This window comes from Shewanella benthica KT99 (assembly GCF_000172075.1).
Taxonomy (GTDB): Bacteria; Pseudomonadota; Gammaproteobacteria; order Enterobacterales; family Shewanellaceae; genus Shewanella; species Shewanella benthica_A.
The window spans coordinates 29004-46026 of sequence record NZ_ABIC01000024.1; the positions used below are offsets into that span (position 1 = coordinate 29004).

Annotated in this window: 4 protein-coding genes; all 4 read right to left on the reverse strand. The window is 49.9% G+C overall.

Annotation, left to right across the window (positions count from 1 at the left end; translation table 11 throughout):
- Positions 1–92: 92 nt before the first annotated feature.
- From KT99_RS12065 to KT99_RS12080, 4 genes are read right to left on the reverse strand one after another with little or no spacing between them, the layout of a single operon-like run.
- Positions 93–5960: a hotdog fold thioesterase gene (locus KT99_RS12065; protein WP_005500418.1), complete on the reverse strand. Its 5868-nt coding sequence runs from the start codon at positions 5958–5960 to the stop codon at positions 93–95.
- Positions 5960–8215: a PfaB family protein gene (locus tag KT99_RS12070; RefSeq protein ID WP_005500420.1), complete on the reverse strand. Its 2256-nt coding sequence runs from the start codon at positions 8213–8215 to the stop codon at positions 5960–5962. The genes KT99_RS12065 and KT99_RS12070 overlap by 1 nt, the downstream gene beginning before the upstream one ends.
- A complete protein-coding gene (locus tag KT99_RS12075) occupies positions 8215–16008 on the reverse strand; it encodes a type I polyketide synthase (RefSeq protein WP_005500422.1) in 7794 nt (2597 codons plus the stop codon). Before KT99_RS12075 ends, KT99_RS12070 begins: the two co-directional genes overlap by 1 nt.
- Entirely contained in the window at positions 16008–16868 is an 861-nt protein-coding gene (locus KT99_RS12080; RefSeq protein ID WP_040571929.1) for a transcriptional regulator, read from the reverse strand. Before KT99_RS12080 ends, KT99_RS12075 begins: the two co-directional genes overlap by 1 nt.
- Between the last annotated feature and the right edge of the window lie 155 nt (positions 16869–17023).

A 17023-nucleotide genomic window follows, 5' to 3' on the forward strand; every position in this document is an offset into this window, starting at 1 on the left:
ACATTCATTAATCTTTAATTCTTGTGCTGTTAGGCCGTTAATGACTAAAGCGCTCTCCTTTAGCCATTAACCTAGGCTTAAAAACTGTGTGTTTAAGCCTCTTCGATACAGATAGCAATATCAAACACTTGGTAAATACGCAGACCATCTTTACTCAGGCTGGCGTCACCTGTGATGATCTTCTTACCATCGACATCTTTAATTGAGGTGATGCTGATATCCATAGACATCTGCTTGTTCAGTGGGTTGATCTGTCCACGATACTTCCATTTGATGTCTGATAAGATCTGACCAAACTTAGGGTTTTTAAAGCCAGTGCCCAAATCTTTAGTGATGGCGTAAGTCTGCATGGTTTCTATGATGGCTTCAACACCAAGAGAACCTGGCATAACCGGATCCTGATGGAAGTGGAACTGGAAGAACCAGTCACTCGGATCTATGGTACGTTCGGCGTAAAGATAACCAAGACCTTGGCTGCCGCCATTATCGACAATCTCAACCTTGTCGATAAAGTTCAGCTGCCCACCGGCTAAGCGGTAGTGTGGCTGACCTTCAGGGGCGTTAAAGTGACGGCAGCTCTTATCGAGTAAGTCCACGGTATAATCGGCGGCTATGCCTTGAGCCACATGCCAGGGCTGAGTGACCTTACCTTTATCCAGTCCAAGCTGGTCTTTGAGGGCATCGCCCTTGAAGTAACCAAATACTGCCTTACCTTCGTAGAAAGGTACGCCATCTGTGCTCAGTTCGAAACTGAAGCTCTGGATGATGTTAGTGCCGGCCATAACGGTAGACAGCAGACGGGAGTCATTACGAATCGTCTTACCACGTAGGTCGACATGTCTTAGCATCTTGCCGTTACCGTCTAAGTTACGGAAGAAAAGCTCAAGCCCAGGGAAGCCAAGGGTGGTGCCCATGTAGCCTGAGATAAAGCCATTTGGCTGTAAGGATATCTCCATCAATATCGAGTAGGGCATGCTGGCTTCATGGCTGTTTTTATCAAAATACCAGGCATCAATTGGCACTTCATATTCGGCGATACAAGATGAAGGCTGCTTAAAATCGCCGCGCTTACCATTAACTTCTATCACGCGAGTCGTCACCTGCAGATCGCCGCAAGGCGTGCGTGGTGGGATCATGCCGCGATAGATGGAGAACTCGGGGCCGAAACAGTTTTCTATATTACCGGTAGCAAACTCAAACATGTGATAAGGGGTAAACGGCACGGTATCAGGCACCCGGTTTGGATAATCTACAGTGACAGGTGCCTCGACGTGCTGAATAGGGATAACGCCCTTGTTGGGAGCCTTAGTCAGATCCGGGATTTGCGCCATCAAGGGGGCGTTTGGACGAACTATCTTTGCTGCCTTGTCTGAGGCCTGTGTGGTATTTATGGTCATTTTCGTGGTCAGATCAGAGTAACGAACACACTCATCATCTTCCTTGATCATCACACCCAGGTTCTTGAAGTCCACCACAGTCTTACCATCGAGGATGATATCGATATTGGCTTTAGCGTAAGGGCGTGGGCTGAAACCGATTTCGGTTATTTCCATGCGATAGGTGAGCACACCAGATTGTGGCAATACCTGACCGCGACAACGTACCTGCTGTGAGGCATCGGCCAGTGGCTGGAAACGGCCATTGCTGACTTGAGTGTGCATACCAAGATGCAGCATGTAGAACTGTAATAATTGGCCACAACCTTCGGCCATTAGAGAACCTGCCATCACCTCATCACCCTGGAAGTGACACGGGAAGTACCAATGATCCGGCTCTAGTTGCTTATGGCCTTCGATAAGGCCTAGGCCCCAGGCGCCCCCGGTGCGATCGATCTTGCTGATCTGTTCGATCATCAGGAATTTCTCTGATGCGAAGCAAAGCGATGGCTGAGACGTACCCGAATGGCTTGGACCGAAACAAGCGGCAATATCGGCATCGAGTAACTTGTGAATATCGCCATAGCTGAAGCTGGTTTTAGGGCAATCCAGCAGAGGATTGAAGGTCTGCTTGACGACTAAAGCACGCGCCTTTATCTCATCTTCGCTGTGAATAACGCCCTTACCATCGGCCAGTTCTTCATCGGTGAAGAAGCCTGCACAACCACCATCCATCTTGAGGACCATGGTATCGCCAACGAAACACTCGTAAGAGAAGAAGAACAACAGGGTATCGCCGTTACGGGCATAGTTGTTGATCTTAATGTCATATCTTAGGGTGTCGCCGCCACGAGGCAAGTCGCCCAGGAAGGTGAGGGTACAATCTAGCAGACGATAGACACGCTCGCCCTTGTTCTCAAAATCGATACCCAGATAGCTAATGAGCATCAAGTCACACTGACCAGATTCTACCGCTATGGCCCAGGGGATCTGTCCATCGACTAAGTAAGGGGCATCAAGCGGGATGTCATACTCAGTGGTCATGGAGGAAGGCTTATATTGATTCATGGTGGCATCGAGTTTAGTCACTCTAGATACCAGCAGGTAATCTGTGGTTGGCAGACGTACGCGACGGGAAAAGCCGTCTATGATGGCGTAATCTGAGCCAAACACCTTAGCAATATCACCCTCGGCGTATTCAACCAAGTCGGCATAGTTCCAGATACATGGCTTAAGTTCAGGCGTCGGCGCGATATAGGGTGCTACATTAGCGTGATCAGGCTTTAGCTCTTCGCTTATTACATTAAGGGCCGCTGAAGGCTCCTGCACTAATACTGGATTAAGCCTTGCTGCGACTTGTGGTGCAGAAGCAGCTTGAGACTGTAGAGACACAGTTTGGCCAGTTGCCTGGGCTATCTCTTGGCTTAGCTGCTGTTTCAGCAGGACGTCGGCCACTTTCATGCCAACAGAGCGGCTGTTTAAAAATGCCTGGTGAGCTTGCTGTGTGAGCTGCTGGTTCTGTTGCAATGCAGCTAAGTCAGCGGACACATCAATGGCTGTTCTCGGCGTTGTGAGTGCCTGAGTGCTAACTGAGGTGGTTTTAATCGTTTTAGTTTTCATTGGGGTACCTAATACTGGAGTAGGGCTCACTGGTGCTGCTTCTAACTGTGATGCTGTTTGCACGCTTGCTTGAGCGGGGCGCGTGACTAAAGGCTTGTGCTGCTTAACCACAGATGAAGCGCTGCCTTGGGCAAGCTTATTTTTAATTGAGGCTAAACTGGCCAGTGGTGTATCGACGATATGTTGGTAGATATCGCGGCCACCTAAGGTCACTTGCTTGAGCAGTTGGTGTTTGGCATCGGACTTGAGCTCACAGCTTAAGCGTGATTTAAGCGCACTATTTTCATGCGCCGTTTGGCTTAGCAGCAATTGAGATTGTTGATCTTTATTGATGTTCACCACCAGCGCGTTGCCAGTATTAGTTTGTTTGGACAGGCTTAGTAGGCCATGAAGCAGGCCTGCCATTCCCGCTGCGGCGAAGCAGTGTCCGATGCGGCTATCTGCGCTGGTGCTGATGGCATTAGGAAATGCACTTAGCGAAGCGACAGAGGTTGTAGATGAGCTTCCTGGTGCGATATTGGTTTCAACCAGATTAATGGTGCTGATGTCAACGTCGGCTTGGGTCAATAACTTATCGGTGACAAGATTTGACTCGTTTGATCTGCCGAAGGCGAGTGCACTAATTTGGCCATAAGAAGTGCTTCCATCGCCGTTAGTTGCATCTGGGACAAGTACTATTGCACCGGCACCTTCACCCACATTCCAGCCTGTGTTCGTCGCGGGATCGAAGGCAACAGGTGCAACACTGTTTTTCAGTATCACCTGTTCGAAACTGCCGGAAAGATCCACAGCGGCGATGACGACAGCATCGAGCGCTTCACTGGCCATCATATTTTGTGCGACATCGATACAGCGGCTGACAGATTGCTCTGCGGCCGAGATGGTAAATGCCGGGCCATCGAAGTCCCAAAGTGAGGCGATACGCGAGGCCATGATGTTGCCGATAAAACTGGTGTACTGATTGAGCTTAGCCGCATCGAGCACACTATCCATGGTGATAGCTTCCAGGGCTAGGTATTCATCATCACTGAGTGTGACGCCCATGGCTGTGAGGCTCTCCCGCAGTTGAGTGTGCAGGTTAACTCGGCCGCGGAACTGGTGCAGTTCTAGCTCGGTTTCCATGGCCACTAACACGGCGACTTTCTGCCCAGGCTTTAGCTTGGCATCACGGATCGCTTCATCGGCGACCTTCATCAGCATAAGCTGTTGTGAGATCAAGCGGTCATCTTCATTGGGTGGCAGCTTGAAACGCAGGAAGTCTAGCTCGAAGCTGTCAATATAGGCTCCCTTAGGTGCCGCACTAAGACCAAATTCTGCCAGCAACTCAGGATGTTTCTCTAAGCCTTTCCAGCGCTGTTTCGGCAGCGAAATAAAGCCGTCAGTGTCTGATGCAATGGCATCATTGAGCTTATTAATACTATTGAGTGGACCGAAATGAGATGCCAGACCGACTATCTTCATCGCTTCAGGCTCGGCGGCAATTGGCGCGGGTATCGCGGCGCTTGCTTGTTGAGTCGTGCCTGCAGCGTGTTGAACTGAATAGGATTCCAGTAACAGGTGAGCATTACAGCCACCGAAACCGAATACCGACACGCCGGCGTGGCGCAGCTTGTTGCCTGGTTTCACCGGCCAAGGCTGTACCTGATTGGGTAGCGTGTTTGCGCCAAACAGACCCTTAGGTGATTCGATGGCATCGCTGATATTGATGCTCGGCGGCAATGCACCTTCTTTCATGGCGAAGATCATCTTCATGATCCCTGGCATGCCAGCGGCTGTGAGCAGGTGGGACAAGTTAGACTTAGCCGAGCCGATTAGCGGCGCATCGGTGCCGTCAAGCTTGTCTTCAAAGAAGGTCTCCATGGACGTGAGCTCAATCTTGTCACCCAGTGGCGTGCCTGTGGCGTGGCACTCGATCACTTCGATATCTTTAGGTTCGATATCACTGGCTGCATAGGCACGCTCAAAGGCTTTAACTTGTCCCTTAGGGTTAGGACTCAGTACAAACTGGCCTTTACCGTCGTTGGACAGGCCGACGCCACTGACGACGGCATAAATTTTATCACCATCACGCTCTGCATCATCTAATCGCTTCAGCACCATGACGCCGGCACCTTCACCGGCGAACAAGCCTTTACTGTCACCATCAAACGGTGCCGAGAAGCCATGATCCGGATAGGCATGGAAGATGGAGAAGCCCATGTTGATGAAGAAAGGATCGGCGCCAGATACGGCGCCGGCTAACATCACATCGGCTTTGCCCGCGGTGAGATAATCACACGCGAGTTTTAGCGAGTAGACTGAGCTAGCACAGGCGGCATCGAGACTGAGTTGTACGCTGCCTAAGCCCAATGCATCGGCAACGACCTTTGAGGCGTTGTGAGCGATAGCACCGTTGGCATTATCGATAACCGTTTCGCTGCGGGCTCTTGGTGTATGAGCATTGGTTGGGTTGAGCTTAAAGTCTTTGTTGTCTAGCTTATCTTGCAGCGCCTTCTCGACGGCGCTGTGATAGATAGGCAAAAACAGATCATTTGAGCGGGTTGTCGGGAATGACAAGGCGCCCATGATGATACCCGTGCGCGCTAAAGAGGGACTGTTTAAGCTGATCCCGGCATCAGTGAGTGCTTTACGGCTGGTGTCCAGCGCCCAAAGGAAGCTGTTATCCAGGCCCAACAGGCTCTCACTGGGTAGTTGATAACCTGAGGCATCGAAGCTGAAGTTGTCAATATAGCCGCCCTGGTTACAATAAAAACGGTCTGATTGGCCCTGAACACCCTGATAATCTTGGGTCTTAGCCCCTAGCTTCTCATTGGTTAGGATACTGCGAGAGTCTCGCTTATCGAGTAAATTCTGCCAAAACTCCTGTGGGCTTTTGGCATCTGGATAGAGGGCGGCTAGACCCACTATGGCGATTTTTCTCTGTTTGCTTGAAGGCTTGTCGCTATTCTTATTCGAGAAGGACATTAGACTTCCCCTTTGAGTAATTTGTTTGCATCAGGCTCACCGGAGATGATGCCATTGTGATGGGTTAAACCAGCTGAGTTCAATTCTCGTAGCGCAATCTCTCGGTCGAGTCCATCGATGAGAGGTCGCAGTGATAGCGGCACTCTATGACTGATAAGTTGTCCCAATGCCTTTAGTAGGCTAGTGATGTCATCACCGCCTTTGGCGTTGACCGGCACAGTACAGCAGGGGTAGCTGCTGGCTTCTGCCCCGCAGCTTCTGTCGAGTTTAGCAATCTTGTCGATCAAGGTGCTGTTTTGTCTGTCGGCGCCGAGTTCGACAAATAGCTTAGCGCCTTGTCGTTGGGCGCTGTGGATTAGCGAGGTAAAGTCCAAGGTATGACAAAAAGTATCGGCGATAGACTCGGCAATCATAGTGCTATCAATAGCGCCCGCCTCGTTGACGGCCTTATCGCGCCTGTCACCAGACAGGCTCGCAGCACTGATAAACTTGATATCTTGCGGATATTCGTCACGCAGTGGTTGAGTATAAAACTCAATGACATTGCTGTGCTCCTCCATCGCCGGAGTGGTGTGCATTGCGGTCACTCGGTTAGCGGCTATACCACGTTTTTTCAGCTTGGTCAGTAGCGCACGGCATTGAGTTTCACAGCCCGCGATCACACAGGTATCACCCTGAATGATGGCCAGGTATGCACGGGGGAATTCTGGCAGCAGGGTTTTAATCGGTTCGCTAGGGCTGCGTACTACGAAGCTGTTCCAGACTATTTCGCTATCTGTGTGGTCCAGTTTCCATGCTTGTCTCACTGCACTCAGCTGTCCGGATATAGCGGTGGTAAACAAGGGATCCGTTTGGGTCTTGCGTATCAAATCATGGGGGTTTTCCCATACGCCAAGGCTGGCCCACATAGAGGCTTCACCCATGGAGTAACCTAAGGCAAAGTTTGGCGTGATGTTGAACTCTTGCATCAAGAGTTGAGTCAGCAGATAACTGCTGCCAACACCGGCAATAGCCAGAGCGCCTAAAGGCATGGCTGGGGCAACGTTAGCATCTAAATGATAGATAGCATCGGCTTGTAACATAGACTTCAGATCGCCCTCACGCTCTAGTCGTGAGTAGAGTGATGGGAAGTATCTGTGTAGCTCGCTAAACATGTCGGCATAAACAGTGCCAACACCTGGATAGACGAAGGCAAGACCCGCGGTTGTAACATTGCCCAATGGCTCCGAGGTGAAGTAACTGCCCGCCGGCGTCTTGTAGCTATGCTGGCCATCCTCAGCCATTACCGCCGGCAATGCTTCAATCATGGCACTGATCTCAAGCAGCATAGCGTCAACTGAGCTTGCTTGGAGTGTGACGGCGTAACGGGTGTTGGTCTGCTCGAACGCGATAAGATTATCTCTCATCACAGTGAGCACCGAATCTGAATTAGGCTCAGCCAGGAGTTCTGTCTTGAGGCTGCTCAGTGCGGTTAATAACTCAGTTTGAGTATCACCAGATAGTACAAACTGTAAGCGCTGACTGTCGACAATCGATTTTGGCGCAATAAAACCTGTACCTTGGGTAATAATAAAGCTGGCATTAATCTGTTTGCCTGCCGAAATATTGTTAACCGAATGAGAGAAGTTGACCGCTGTCACTCTTGCCTGATGATTTGGCGTAAACCAGTAGTGACTCTTGGCCTGTTTAGGACCCAGAGTGACGCCCTGGTTTACTTCATCTCTAAATCTAGTTCGACAAGCAAGCTCGGTGATCAACTGGTGAACTGCGGCAAATTTCTGCTGGCTGTCCAGATCATGCAGGTTCTCTACCTTACTCACGGTGGCAATATCGCGTTTAGCCTGAGCCAGTGCGAGCGCCATGGTCTGCTGTACACCAGCATCACCTTGTTGTATCGCCGCGAGTTGTGCATGAGGATGGATTCTAAGCTGCGCCGCTTTGAGCGCCGACATCATCAACAGGGACTGGCTAGGTGTCGACAATTGAACCAGTTTACCCTCATCGATAGCTTGGATACTCGCCTTGAGGTTAGCCTCGAAGTCATCGACTTCAATGTTAACAATCTGCTCTGAAGCCCCCTCTTTAGAAGAGAGCAGTCCTGATTGGTAAAGCTCAGGCAGCAGTACCTCGAGTGGATTAGCCGACTGAATATCGCAACATAGTCTTGTCGACGGCAACACTAAAATCGCGATGCGCAGTGGCATCGCTACTTTTTGAGGCGCTTGCTGCTGTTGAGCATTAAGCGTCTGATTCACTATTTAGCCTCACTTGCTTTATCAAGAGCCGCTGAGGGCTTCGCCAAGAATGCATCATTCAGGCTCTTGCTGACGGTGACTTTTGCTCCCTTTATCATAACGCTGAGCTCGCCATTTTCATGGTAAAGCGCGACATTAGCCTGCAGTGAACGAGAACTGGTTTTAACCACTTCAAGCTCGATAAATCCGCACTCACCAAAGGCCATGGGTTTGTTGGAGATAAACTCACCGATAGCTGATGGCAGACTGGCCGCACCGTACTTGAGTCTCGCCCACACCAGCATGGCTTGTAGAAGCAAGTCTTCACCGAAGGGTTGGCTGCCGCCAATGTGAGTCGTGGCGACAAAATGACCGCAATCTTCATCACTGACGTGTGGCAAGCGGCAACTGGCTAACAGACCCGAATCATTAAACTGCAATATCTTTTCAATGCCCTGTAAACGGGGTCCGTGGAATAGAGTACCGTTACTATAAAGATCACTCGCAGTAGTTACTGGCTTATCAGAGCCTAAATCGAACATCTTAGGTGCTGGATTTTCACCTTGAGATGAAACTAAGGTCGCCTTGTATTGCGGACGCCCCTGACAGGTGATCATCGCACTCATGCTACGAGCCGCTGAAGGCTCTTTGTTGAGTGCAGCTGAGGGCTCACTGTTTCCAAGTGCGGCTGAAGGCGCTTCGATAGGAGTCAGCTCAAGCGTCATCTGTTGAACATCATCGTTTTCGAAGATGATCCCTTTAAGCAGCTTATAGTCGAGCACTTTTACTTGGCTTCCAAGCATCTCGCTTGCCGCTTCACGCATCCACTGTATTGCACAGACAGTGGGGAGCACAGGATTACCGCTAATGCGGTGGTCTTGAATAAAGACCATAGCATTAGGGTTTAGTTCTCTTGTTAAAGAGACAGGTGTTAAAGCAACAGGCGCTAGCGGATGCTGTGCAAGTTGCACCTCCCCCGCATTAAGCTTTTTTACAGCAGCTTCCTTTGTATCAGAGCCATCAGCGTTTTTTGATCGAGAGCCGTCGCCGCCCTGCATCGAAGTACCAACAAGTAATTGCACACCCGTTTTGCTCAACAGTTGGGTGGCAAATAACTCGGCGCCAGCCTTGAGTGGGATAACGTACACACCGCGGTCGGTAAACATCTTCTTCAGTGCCGGATTCACCATGCCGCCATCCCAAGGACCCCAGTTAAAGCTCATCACTTTAGCTTGTGGGTTGCGCGCAGAGAACTGCAGCGCCGCCTTGTTAAGGATATCGTTAGACATGGCGTAGTCACTTTGACCTGTGTTGCCGTAGAAGCCTGCTGCAGACGAGAACATGGCCAGCAGTTTTATCTTGCTCGAATCCAGTACCGCTAATACAGCCTTGAGGCCATTAACCTTAGTGCCATAGACACGGCCTAGCTCTTCGATGGTCTTGTCTTGAATATGCTTGTCGGCAAGTACACCAGCACCGTGGATAAGACCGGTAATATCGTTACTTTTTCCCGTTAGCGCCTTGGAGATAGCAGTTGAATCTGTGACATCCATGCTGACATACTCGGCACTTGCACCTACTTGGGCAAAAGCCTCAAGAGCTGTGTTTATCTCGAGTGAGCTTTTAACTGTCCACACTAAGGATTCGACCTGTTTAGGTGTCGGCTTATTACCCGTAGAGATGATGTGAGCAATGGCTGCAGGTTTAAGTTCGCTGATCTGCTTGTTTTCAGCCCATGTTGGGATAGCAAGTAGCTCGCTACGTCCCGCTAGGATAAAGTGCGACTTTGTACGCTTGGCTAATGCCAACGCGCATTCGAAGGTCACCCCTTTAGCTCCCCCAGTCACCAGTATGGTATCTGCATGGTTTAGTTCACATTTTTCTGTTTTATCGAATGCTTCACCGGCAACTAAGGTAGCGCGAGCCAGATTGCCCTTTTTATCAAGGGACAAGCCAACTTCTGCCAAGTGAGTCATGCTGTCGAATAGCTCGCTGGTAATCGCATCTGCAAGATGGGGTGCATCTAAGTTTGCCGCGATATCAAGTGCACGACAGAAGACCGTTGGCCATTCATGGCTGAGTGTCTTGGTTAAACCTGCCAGAGCCGCCTGGTTTAACTCGGCATCTTGCATAGTTTCTGCGTTTAAGTAACCGAAGCCACCATCGATACGGCTGACGGTGATAAAGCTGCGGCGCTTATCACTTGATGCAGTAAGCTTTGGCTGAAGTAGCTTAGCCCAAAGGAAGGCTTGGCTAACATGAGTGAAGCTGTTATCACTTAGGTTGACTGCATCGCTACTGGCCTCTTTGTTCAAGAGAGTTGAATCAGCTTCAGGTTGCAGGTGAATGAAACCAGCAATTTGACCTAGTTGCTGCTCTATTTGAGCAATAACGGCGCTAATACCCGCTTCATCAGTGCTCTTTGCCTGGAAGCTGGCGATATCGCTGTTAAGTGGTGATTGAGCATTGCCCTCAGGTAGACGTATAACGGCTACTTTAAGACCTTGCTTTGTCAGTTTTTCTGCTAACACGCCGGCGTTATGACCATCATCGGTGATCACAAGAGTTGCGTCTGCGGCGAAACAGTTGTTAATCGTGTCCGCCGCATTAAGCTTTTTTAGCGTCACCTCGCTGTGAGGTGGAAGCTCAATACTCGATGTGATTGTATCCGCGGCTGATTTTACCGCATCGGTTGCAGCTGCAATCGTTGAAGTTACAGCAGCGCCTGCGGCGGCACTTGTATTAGCTAGCTTAGAGTTCATGTAGCTTACGATTTCGCCCAGTGTACGACACTCGGCTAGATCTTCAGGATTTAGCTCAGGCAGGCCAGGCAGCTCGTCTTGAACGGTACCTAAAATCTCGACGCGCTTGATTGAGTCGATACCCAGATCGGCTTCCATATCCATGCTCAATTCAAGCATCTCAGTTGGGTAGCCAGTCTTGTCAGCAACCACTGACATCATAGTGGCTTGAACTTCTTGCGCGCTCAAGGCTGTCTCAGCAGAGAGTGAGCCCTCAGCGTCTTGTGAAAGAGCTGCAGCTGCACTTGTATTAGTCGAGCCCTCAGCGGCACTCACATTAGGAGCGGCAGCGGCGGCACTTGTATTAGTCCCTGCAGCTGGCAACTTAGAGTTCATGTAGGCTACGATTTCACCCAATGTGCGACACTCGGCTAGATCTTCAGGGTTTAGCTCAGGAAGACCCGGTAGCTCGTCTTGAACTGTACCTAAGATCTCGACGCGCTTGATTGAGTCGATACCCAGATCGGCTTCCATATCCATGCTCAGTTCAAGCATCTCAGTTGGGTAGCCAGTCTTGTCGGCAACTACTGACATCATAGTGGTTTGAACTTCTTGCGCGCTCAAGGCTGTCTCAGCAGAGAGCGAGCCCTCAGCTGCACTTGTATTAGTCGAGCCCTCAGCGGCACTCACATTAGGAGCGGCAGCGGCGGCACTTGTATTAGTCCCTGCAGCTGGCAACTTAGAGTTCATGTAGGCTACGATTTCGCCCAATGTGCGACACTCGGCAAGGTCTTCAGGATTTAGCTCAGGAAGACCCGGTAGCTCGTCTTGAACGGTACCTAAGATCTCGACGCGCTTGATTGAGTCGATACCCAGATCGGCTTCCATATCCATCTCAAGCTCTAACATCTCAGTTGGGTAGCCAGTCTTGTCGGCAACCACTGACATCATAGTGGCTTGAACTTCTTGCGCGCTCAAGGCTGTCTCAGCAGAGAGCGAGCCCTCAGCGGCTTGTGAAAGGGCTGCAGCTGCACTCACATTAGCAGCCGCCACGGCGGCACTTGTATTAGTCCCTGCAGCTGGAAGCTTGCTGTTCATGTAGGCTACGATTTCACCCAATGTACGACACTCGGCTAGATCTTCAGGGTTTAGCTCAGGTAGACCCGGTAGCTCGTCTTGAACGGTACCCAAGATTTCGACACGCTTGATAGAGTCGATACCTAGATCGGCTTCCATATCCATCTCAAGCTCTAACATCTCAGTTGGGTAGCCAGTCTTGTCGGCAACCACTTCAAGCATGGTTGCTTGCACCTTAGCAGCACTAATTCCAAGAGCCGCCGCGGCGCTAGAGCCTGCATTAGTCGGAACCACTGGTGTTATTACTGACTGTACTGGAGCAGCCTGATGGCTAACAGTCTGTACAGGTTTAGGTGCTTGTACTGCTGCAGGTTTTACTTCGGCTTTAGCAATAGGCGCTACTACGGGTGCTGCAACCTGAACTGGCGCTACTATAGGCGTAATTACAGCTTGAACAGGAGCAAGAGTTTTAACTGGTTGGGCTGTTGCTTGTGTAGAGAGCGTTGCTGGCGTGCCATTAAGCATATTTAGTACCGCAGTGTTGCTACCTGCTTGCATCTCAAGGAATTGCGTGTGGCTGAGTAATGTCTGCGCTTGAAGCTGGTGGAACTGTTCCATAGAGCGTTGTAGGCTCTCTGGAAGCGCAATACCTGCGCCAGCGAGTTTAGTCTGCTCTGTCATCAAGGTGGTGAAGGTCTCACCGTATTGCTGGGGGATCTGCAGAAATTGTTGATGAAGCTCGGCAGCTTGCTGCTGCGCTGCAAAGAAGTGAGTTAACGCATCGCCGCTATTAACGACTACTGATGGCTTGGAATTTTTAGACACTACTAGATTCTCTTGAACTGGTTCGGCATTGGCTGAGATATAAGTTGCTTGTGCGTTGCTTGGCTGCAGAGATGCAACTTCAACAATTTTTTCAACTTCAACGATCTTTTCAACTTCAACAATTTTCTCGACGATCTTTTCTTCGATGATCGTCGTGCTGGTCATGGTGCCGGTCTCTAAGGACTTAGCCATCTTGGCGCGTGTTGCCTTGCTGATATGGTTGACAGCATTTAAGGTGATGTTCATCGGTGATGCTTTAGCAGGCGCAGCAATGTCGGCCTGGTATGGGTCGATATTGTCGAGCTTGATGCCTGCAACGGCCATCTGCACCGCGGCTTGCTTAAGCTGAAGATCGCTATCACCCTTAGGGCTTGGGTTGATAGAGATAGTACAAAGCTCACTCTTATTCGCGAGAGCTTTATCGGCAAGGGTACCTAGTACCAGCTTCTGCAGAATGTTCTTTGGACCGAACTCAACAAACACTCGAGCGCCGGCGTTATACATGGCTTCAAGTTCCGCAGTAAAGCGTACCGATTGCAGCATATGCTTCTTAAACGAGGCCTTAATTTTTGCGGCGGTATTGTCATAAAGTTCACCGGTAGCGTTTGAATAAAGCGCGCGCTTTGGCTTGTTGAACTTGGCAGCATCAATCGCTTTAGCAAATGGTGCCTGAGCGTGACCAACGAGTTCAGTGTGGAATGCGCCAGATACAGGCAGGTTTATCGCCTTATATCCAAGCTCACTAAGTGCTTTGGCCGCTTCACCGGTAGAAACAGTGGGACCTGCAATGACTGACTGAGTCGGTGCATTGTAGTTAGCCACTTTAACCCCATCGAACTTAGCGATAGTCGCTTCAACGGCTTCAAGATCTGCTGCACTCTTGGTGATGATAGCGAACATAGCACCAGTGTCAGCTTCTACGCCGTCTTTGGCCGGGGCTTTAGTTGCCATGGCATCACCACGGGCAAATGCGAGCTGGTAGTAATCTTCATTGGAAATAACACCGGCTGCACACAGGGCACTTAGCTCACCGAAGCTGTGTCCTGCTACCATGTCGGCATCGAATCCAGCGGCGGTAAACAGCTCATACTGACCCATAGAGATAGCACCGATGGCACTTTGTGCATTGGCGGTGTTGGTCAGTATCGCTTCTTGGGCTTTCAGGTCGTCTTTATTAAACACAGGCCTTGGATAAAGTGTCTGTGAAAGCGGGGTCTTATCATTGGCGGCAAAAACTTTATCGGCGGTCACAAATTGCTGACGCATCTCTGGGTAGTAACAGGCAAGGTCGCGACCCATATTGAGGTATTGTGAGCCTTGGCCGGCGAATAGCGCGGCGACTTTACCTTCAACACTCGATGCTCGGTAGCTGGTGCCACCAGGTAGTTGCCAAGCGCTATCATTAGTGTTATCAGTTAGTTTAGCGACAGCTTGCTTGATCTGTGTTGCCAGTTCATCGCTGGTGTTAGCCACTAAACCAATACGAGGTGCTTTAGCATCAAGCTCACGCAGTGCATAGTTCGCAGCTGCTGTGGCTAGGATGAAGCCATCGCTTGCCGCCGTCACAGCCAAATTATTTAGCTCACTAATGAGCGCATCTTTTGTCGCTGCACTAATAAGGAAGCTTTGAGCCACCTGACGTTGACGGTATTTAGCTTTATCGCCGTCATCTCGGCTGTGCTCTTTAGTGTACTCTTCCAATACGAAGTGGAAGTTAGTGCCACCGAAGCCAAATGAGCTAACACCCGCGCGGCGCGGCGTGCCATCGGCGCGTGGAAGCCAAGGGCGAGTCTCGGTATTGAGATAAAATGGTGAGTTCTCAATTTCAAGCTTAGGACTAGGCTCACTGATGTTGATTGTGGCTGGCAGTACCTTATGATGAAGGGCAAGAGAAGCCTTGATTAGGCCGGCAGTACCTGCGGTCGACTTAGTATGACCTATTTGAGATTTCACCGAGCCTAGGGCGATATGTTGCTTAGTGTCGTCACCTTGGCTAAATACCGAGCAAAGAGCGGAAAACTCTGCGGCATCACCGGCGGCAGTGCCAGTACCATGAGCTTCGATAAGGCCTAGAGTGTGAGGTGCAAAACCTGCGTCGTCATAGGCGCGGTGGAGGGCTTTTGCCTGACCTTCTGGGCGAGGTGCATAGATAGACTTAAATTTACCGTCCGATGATGAGCCTAAACCTTTAATCACAGAGTAGATTCGGTCACCGTCACGCTCGGCATCTTCGAGGCGCTTAAGCGCTATCATGCCGATGCCTTCACCTATCATCATGCCTTTGGAGTCGATATCGAAAGGTTGAATGGTTTCGTTGGTGGTAAATGCCGGTGTCTTAGAGAAACTCATGTACATAGAGGGTGAGTTATCGGTACACACACCACCTGTGATCATCATGTCTGAGCGACCATCGATCAGTTCACTGATGGCCATACGCATGGCGGCTAATGAGCCGGCACAAGCGGCGTCGACCACACAGTTCATGCCACCTAAGTCGAAACGGTTGGCGATACGACCGGAGATAACGTTACCCAGTGAGCCTGGGAAAGAGTTCTCTTCCCAGTGAATATACTGGTCTTGGAATTTCTTGATCAGCATCTCACTATCTGTGTCGCTGATACCACTATTTTTGAATACTTTCTTGAGTACAGGATACTGAAGACGGGCCGTTAAGCTGTGGCTGATCTTCTGTCCGCCACCGACACCCAGTGTGATACCAATCTTATCTCTGTCATAATCTTCAGCAAGATTGGCATCGGCTAACACTTCTTTAGCCACGATCAAAGAGAGCAGCTGTGATGTATCGGTTAACTCGAGGATATTTGGCGGCAGGCCAAATTCCATTGGGTTGAAGTCGACATCTGGCAGGAAGCCACCACGCTTACAATAACTCTTATCTGGTGTGCTCTTATTGGTATCGTAATAATCTTCTGCCTGCCAATGAGTCGATGGCAATTCGGTGATGGCATCAATTTTTTCACTGATCAGGTCCCAGAATTTATTCAGGTAACGAGAGTTAGCAAAGATACTGGCCATGCCGACGATGGCGATGGGCATATCTTTAAGGCGTTTGTTTAGACGCTTATCGGCTTTCGAGTCTTGTACCGACTCAGGTGCTGATTTTTTATCATTCGCTAAAGGCTTCTTTGAAGATTTAGAGGTCTGGCTCATTATGAGTCTCCACTGGGAGCCTGATTTTCAGGCGTCTTGTTGTTAGTTTCAACGTTTTGTGTGACAGGCCCATGACTGAGTCTGGCACCGGGAAAACGCTGTAAAAAGGTGTGGTAGTTGCGAACGAGCAACTTACGCAGATGAAACGGCCCATGCTTTAACACATAAGCTATGTATCGGTTGGTGGCGTGGGTATTGCCATCTTGGTAAATATCTAAGTACATCCAGTCGCTGCTAGGGTCTATGCCGAGCAGTATCGAACTGGGCTCCTCATTGGTTAGTTGTGGCGGTATGGTCAGTGATACTACTTGAACCACGCTGGTTTGATCGTCATCGGCTATGGTCTTGGCCAAAGTATCCGGATGTAAGGTGTAGGTTTCAATATTGCTTCCCTGAATGATAGGTAGCTGATTGAAATAACGCTCGGGTACCAAGGGGCTTTCGATACTGCCTACCTTTGACACTCCATATCGTTTCAGGCAACGGGCTAATCCAGAACGTGACACATTGGGATTGATAAACTTCCGAGTAATCTTCAGGAGCTTGTCCAGAGGTGTCTTAAGCTGGTACCTGAGACCGACCACGACATATTCCTGCAAAGGAGTGAGTGTGGTGTTGAGATGATGAGGTGTATTTGGGGTGTTTTCGACAGAGTCGCGCTTGCGCCACTTACGTACGGTGGCTTCGCTGATGTTCAGCACTTTGGCAAGTTGAGTCACAGAAAAGTCAGATCCTTGTATGAATCGTCTCATCTCTGGCGTCGTTGTGGCATTACGGTGTCGTGCTTCTGTTGCACTTCGCGTACGCCTATGCGGATTATTTTCTTCCTGAAGAAGATTTCTTTGGGTTTGCTCTACCATTAAATTAGCGGGTTTCCGTTAATAATCTATTGGGACTAATGCGACTTTATGACTAAGGTTACCTGCAGGAGTTCCCAAGTTGTCGCGTTTTTTAAAGCAATTTATAGCTGATGGCCAGCAGATTACATGACCTTAGTGAGCAATACAATCACCTG

What these genes read in the sequence shown, in the direction of transcription:
- KT99_RS12080 (WP_040571929.1), bottom strand. Translation starts at nt 16,868, where the DNA reads ATGGTAGAGCAAACCCAAAGAAATCTTCTTCAGGAAGAAAATAATCCG.
- KT99_RS12075 (WP_005500422.1), bottom strand. Translation starts at nt 16,008, where the DNA reads ATGAGCCAGACCTCTAAATCTTCAAAGAAGCCTTTAGCGAATGATAAA.
- KT99_RS12065 (WP_005500418.1), bottom strand. Translation starts at nt 5,960, where the DNA reads ATGTCCTTCTCGAATAAGAATAGCGACAAGCCTTCAAGCAAACAGAGA.